This window comes from uncultured Arcanobacterium sp. (genome assembly GCF_947253055.1).
Taxonomy (GTDB): domain Bacteria; phylum Actinomycetota; class Actinomycetes; order Actinomycetales; family Actinomycetaceae; genus Arcanobacterium_A.
Window position 1 is genome coordinate 1 of record NZ_CAMXYE010000104.1, and the last position, 3,332, is coordinate 3,332.

The 3,332-nt window shown below is 50.9% G+C and carries 4 protein-coding genes; all 4 read left to right on the forward strand.

What is annotated here, in order from left to right; genetic code table 11:
* Positions 1-555 (forward strand): ATP-binding cassette domain-containing protein (locus Q0X35_RS06245; RefSeq protein WP_297566614.1); only part of this gene is annotated, 555 nt, incomplete at its 5' end.
* Positions 556-726, forward strand: a complete 171-nt coding sequence (locus tag Q0X35_RS06250; protein WP_297566616.1) for a hypothetical protein — start codon at positions 556-558, stop codon at positions 724-726.
* 157 nt (positions 727-883) lie between these two features.
* Complete coding sequence (malQ, locus tag Q0X35_RS06255) at positions 884-3,049, forward strand: 4-alpha-glucanotransferase (protein ID WP_297566618.1); 2,166 nt, start codon at positions 884-886, stop codon at positions 3,047-3,049.
* The gene (locus Q0X35_RS06260; protein WP_297566619.1) at positions 3,021-3,308 is read left to right on the forward strand and encodes a PTS sugar transporter; all 288 of its coding nucleotides are present in this window, start codon (positions 3,021-3,023) and stop codon (positions 3,306-3,308) included. The genes malQ and Q0X35_RS06260 overlap by 29 nt, the downstream gene beginning before the upstream one ends.
* Positions 3,309-3,332: the final 24 nt, after the last annotated feature.

The following is a 3,332-nucleotide window of genomic DNA, read 5'->3' on the forward strand; positions in this document are numbered from 1 at the left end:
GCCGGTGAACTGAAAATTGGCGAAACGGTACAGATTTCCTATGTAGATCAGAACCGAGCCGGTATTGATCCGGAAAAGACCGTTTGGGAAGTGGTTTCTGACGGTTTGGATTATCTGAACGTAGGGAATGTGGAGATGCCTTCGCGCGCCTACGTATCTGCTTTTGGTTTCAAAGGCGCTGATCAGCAGAAACTAGCGGGAGTGCTCTCCGGAGGAGAGCGGAATCGACTCAATCTAGCGCTCACTCTCAAGCAGGGCGGAAATCTCATTCTGCTCGACGAACCTACTAACGACCTAGACGTAGAGACGCTCGGTTCCCTCGAAAATGCGTTATTGCAATTCCCGGGATGTGCAGTGGTAATTACCCACGATCGCTGGTTCCTAGATCGCGTAGCTACTCATATTCTGGCTTGGGAAGGTACGGAAGCCGAACCCTACAACTGGTATTGGTTTGAAGGAAATTTCGAAGGCTACGAGAAAAATAAGGTAGAGCGCCTAGGTGCAGAAGCAGCTCGGCCCTCTGCCGTTACTTACCGAAAACTGACTAGAGGATAAATGCATACGCTATACGTAATATTTTCGATACTGGCGGTGGTAGCTGCGATACTGATCGGGGCAATCGTGGTGACGGCGTGCATCCACATGATGCGCCACCGCAACGAAGTCCCGGAAGAGGATTTACAAGGGCCGGTGCGCAGTTACATTGCGGAAGAGTCTGATATTTAGCGATTCTCCTAGTCTTTGCAAGATTATCGCAGTAAACTAATAAAAGTTACTGAAAAATTTTTCATAAAGGCTGTATTCCTATCTATCTGCAGTTCGTTGATACTGGCGTCCGGGAACTATCTAGGTAGCGGATATTGATGAGGCAAGGGAGAAAATCATGGGTGCCATTTCTGACCGGAGTAAACTGGAAAATCTGGCCAATTCCTATGGCATTACCGCTGATTTTTGGGGATACGACGGGCAGCATAGAAGCGTATCTGACCAGACTCTTATCCAGATTCTCGAATCGATGGGCGTGGAAGATCTTTGCGATGAAACCATAGATGCAGAGATCCAAAAGCGGCAATATAAATCTTGGGAAACTGTATTGCCTGCGTGCACGGTAGTTCGATTCGATAGCCACAATATCCTCGCTGCGCACGTACCCCACGGAGCGCAGATAGAGATATGCGTAGAATTGGAGCAGGGCGGCGAGCGCGCATTGGTGCAGCAAGATGATTTCACCCCGCCGCACACCATAAAAGGAGTGCTCACCGGGCAAGCCAGTTTTGCTATTCCAAGCGATTTACCTCTCGGCTATCACACTTTAGTGGCCAAAGTGAGTAGCGATAACAGCACGGAATGCCAGCAGGCACCTCTCATCGTCGTCCCGCAATCACTGGATCTAATAAATGAGCAGACGCCCTCGGCCTGGGGAATGATGATGCAGCTCTATTCGGTGCGCTCGCGAGAATCCTGGGGAGTAGGAGATTTAAATGATCTCGCGGAAACTGCATCTCTTTTCGGAGATCTGCAGGCTGATTTTTTGCTAATTAACCCCCTGCACGCTGGAGAACCGATCGGGCATCTTTCCCCTTCTCCTTATTTCCCTAGCACCCGGCGTTTCTTTAATCCGCTTTATATTCGCCCGGAAGATATCCTCGAGGTGGCTTATCTGAGTGCACCGCAGCGTTCGCTAGTCACCTGGGCAGGTGAAAAAGTTAAAAAAGATTCGCTGCGCAACGATTTAATAGATCGAGATAGTGCTTGGAGCGCGAAGTTAGAGGCTTTGCACGTGATTTACCAGGCGGGGCGTTCGCAGGCACGGCAGCGTTCTTTTGAAAGATTCCGGGCGCGCGCTGGGCAAGGTCTAGAAGATTTTGCGCTCTGGTGTGCAATCTATGAAAAGTATGCCGGCGAGATACCAGCTGAATTGCAAGATATTTCTTCACCGTTCGTAGCGCGGGAGCGCATTAGCCTTAGTGGGCGAATCGAATTCTGGGCTTGGCTCCAGTGGATACTGGATGAACAGCTAGAAACTGCGCAAAAAGTAGCTAAATCGGCGGGAATGAAATACGGAATTTGCCACGATTTAGCGGTAGGAGCTCATCCATATGGAGCAGATGTGTGGAGCAATCCCGAAGTCTATGCTGCGGGTTTCACCGTGGGGGCTCCACCGGATATGTACAATCAACATGGGCAAAATTGGTCGCAGCGCCCGTGGAATCCCGATACTCTCGCAGCTCAAGCGTATAGGCCTTTGCGAGATACTCTTCGCACTATTTTCCGCCATGCCGGAGCGCTCCGGATCGACCACGTGATGGGGCTCTTCCGCCTATGGTGGATTCCGCAGGGTGAATTACCGAGTGCTGGAGCTTATGTGCGTTTCGACCACGAAGCTATGGTAGGTATTTTGCTTCTCGAAGCGCAGCGGGCAAATGCGGTGGTAATAGGCGAAGATCTCGGCACAGTCGAACCGTGGGTGCGCGGCTACTTGAATGAGCGCGGAGTGCTGGGCACATCCGTATTCTGGTTTGAAAAAACCGCTGACGGCCGCCCGCTAGACCCGGCAGAATATCGGCGGGAAGTGCTAGTGACGGTGGATAATCATGACTTACCGCCGATTGCGGGCTACTGGGCAGAAGAGCACATTGATTTACGGGCGCACTTGAATTTGTTGGTGGAGTCAGAAGCGGAGACGCGGGTAGCTGCGCAGCGGGAACGCCAGCAGGTGCAGGAGCGGCTGGAAGAATATAATCTTTTAGGAGAGAATCCTACCGAGCGGGAAATCTGCGAAGCATTACACCAGTATGTGGCAAAGACTCCGGCGGTACTCTTTGGAGTTTCACTGACTGATGCAGTAGGTGAAAGGCGAATCCAAAATCAGCCCGGTACCGACACCGAATATCCAAATTGGCAATTTCCCCTTGCTGATGGCACAGAGCAGGTAGTCTTAGTAGAGGAATTAGCTGCGAATCCGCGGCTCACTTCACTAGTGAAGGTTTTAAATACGGCGGTGCACGGAGAGAGGAATAGTGAGGATAACGGAAGAAGTTGCTGCTGAACGCCCTCATTTGCAAGCGGAAGAGGTGGTAGCCGCCTGCGGCGGAATTACCAATATCCGCCGGATTGACGGCAGCATTTCCCGTATTACTCTTTTCTTATTCGATATGACGCTGGTGGATGTACTGCGCCTACGGCAAATGGGTATCTATAGTGTAGTGATTCAGAAAGAAAGCGTGCAGTTAATTATCGGCCCGGAAGCCGAAACTCTTCTCTATAAAATTGCAGAAAAATTCGGTAATCCGGAAGAAAAATTTTAAGACGGCTCTGGGGCGGAGTGCTCC